Below are 552 nucleotides of genomic sequence, written 5' to 3'. Positions count from 1 at the left end.
ATATCATTCGCAGTCTTCCTGGGATTGGACCGAATACTGCCGTACGCTTGATGGCTGAAATAGGAGATATTACTCGTTTTAACAATAACAAGCAACTTAATGCATTTGCTGGTATTGATATACGCCGTTTTCAATCAGGTAAAACCTTTTTTAAAGATAAAATCAATAAACGTGGAAATAAGCATTTGCGGAAGCTCCTTTTCCTTATCATCCAGAACATGATTAAACAACGACGTTACGGACAAAATCATATTGTTGAGTATTACGATAAATTAAAAACGCAACCTTATAACAAGTGTCATAAAGTTGCGTCCATTGCATGTGTAAATAAATTATTGAAGCTTCTCTTCTATCTCATTACACATAATATACACTATGATTATCGGTTAACCGCCTGAAACCATAGTTTCATCCATTATACCATATCTTCCCCCTAGTAAAAAATAGACACATATTAGGGGTATTTGGTTTGCATTCTAATTGGCCTAAAATCTCTGGCATTTAATCAATTATAGCTCTAAAAAACATTTGACTAATCGTAAGAAAGACACC

Annotated in this window: 1 protein-coding gene; it reads left to right on the top strand. The window is 34.1% G+C overall.

The genetic code is table 11. The features are described from left to right. Positions 1-398: transposase (locus ACX5JI_RS26405; RefSeq protein ID WP_459503936.1), on the top strand; the 398-nt coding region annotated here is incomplete at its 5' end. Positions 399-552 lie beyond the last annotated feature (154 nt).

Source organism: Bacillus sp. C1 (genome assembly GCF_054570475.1).
This window is presented reverse-complemented; position numbering and strand designations above follow the sequence as displayed.